Annotated in this window: 2 protein-coding genes; both read left to right on the top strand. The window is 41.9% G+C overall.

Features of this window, described 5'->3' with window-relative positions; all coding sequences use genetic code 11:
* Positions 1 to 79: 79 nt before the first annotated feature.
* A complete protein-coding gene (locus F6K23_RS43075) occupies positions 80 to 892 on the top strand; it encodes a reverse transcriptase domain-containing protein (RefSeq protein ID WP_375340834.1) in 813 nt (270 codons plus the stop codon).
* On the top strand, positions 838 to 1,550 hold a 713-nt coding region (locus tag F6K23_RS43070), incomplete at its 3' end, for a group II intron maturase-specific domain-containing protein (protein ID WP_375340835.1). The genes F6K23_RS43075 and F6K23_RS43070, both read left to right, overlap by 55 nt.

The following is a 1,550-nucleotide window of genomic DNA, read 5'->3' as shown; positions in this document are numbered from 1 at the left end:
TAGCAATGTCAAGTTATGAACACGGAACCAAAGCCGATGTATGAATGGAGGGACATCAACTGGCGAAAAGCCCAAAGATGTGTCTTTAAGTTGCATTCATCGGATTTACAAAGCGTCACGTCCTGGAGATGTCAGAACAGTTCGTAGACTCCAAAAATTACTAACAAAATCATGGTTTGCAAAATGTTTAGCGGTGCGTCGAGTAACTCAAGATAATCAAGGTAGGAAGACGGCAGGTGTGGACGGCATTAAATCGCTGACCCCAAAGCAACGTCTCGTCTTGGTAAATCAACTAAAAATAGGCTCAAAGGCAAAACCCACTCGGAGAGTATGGATTCCGAAACCCGGTCAGGATGAAAAAAGACCTTTGGGAATACCGACCATGTACGACCGCGCATTACAAGGGCTAGTAAAAATGGCCTTAGAACCAGAATGGGAAGCCCGATTTGAACCGTCCTCATATGGTTTCAGGCCAGGGCGCTCATGTCAAGATGCAATCGAAGCAATTTTTATAGCAATAAATCAAAAGGCCAAATATGTGCTTGATGCAGACATTGCCAAATGTTTCGATAATATCAACCATCAACGACTCATAGAAAAATTAAATACCTATCCGACCCTACGGAGACAAATCCGAGCTTGGTTAAAAGCTGGTGTGATGGATGGGAAAGAGTTGTTTCCAACATCTGAGGGTACACCCCAAGGTGGGGTCATCAGCCCCTTACTTGCAAATATAGCCCTCCACGGGATGGAATATCGAATCAAAGAACTTGCCAAGGATTTTGATATGAGAGAAAAAAGCGGTCGAGGGATGGCGAGGTCCCGGAGCCATATCCAATCGACCAAGACAGCGGACGTAAGGTCAGCCTGCCAAATAGAAGAAAATCCGTAACACTAATTCGATATGCCGATGACTTTGTTATCATCCACGAAAGTCTAACCGTTGTCCAAAGGTGTCAAGAAGTTATTTCTGAATGGTTGAAAGACATGGGTTTAGAATTAAAACCCAGCAAAACCAGATTGATCCATACACTGCAAGAACATGAAGGACACAAACCAGGATTTGATTTTCTCGGATTCAACATCCGGCAGTTCAAAGCAGGAAAATATACATCTGGAAAAGATTCACAAAAACGAATACTAGGTTTTTCCACAATCATCACCCCATCCAAAGAAAATCAAAAGGAACATTACACCAAAATCACAGAAGTTATTGACAAGCACAAAGCTAAACCGCAAGCTGCACTTATCAAAAACCTCAATTCCATAATCAGAGGATGGTGTAACTATTTTTCCATAGGATGTCCAACAAAGGTATTTTACCGAATGGATTACTTATTATACTGGAAACTCCGAAGATGGGCAAAGAGAAGACACCCCAACAAAGGCGAACACTGGATTAACAAGTATTGGCAAAAAATAGGGAATAGAAATTGGGTCTTTTCTACCTCACGGGAGAATAACCCTTTAACTTTAGTGGAATATGGCTCATTCAAGAGCCAACAATATATAAAAGTTAAAGGTGATGCCAGTCCTTATGATGGGAACCT

Source organism: Okeania sp. SIO2C9 (genome assembly GCF_010672455.1).
Classification (GTDB): domain Bacteria; phylum Cyanobacteriota; class Cyanobacteriia; order Cyanobacteriales; family Microcoleaceae; genus Okeania.
The sequence above is the reverse complement of the archived record's forward strand: the minus strand, read 5'-3'. Positions and strand labels throughout refer to the sequence as shown.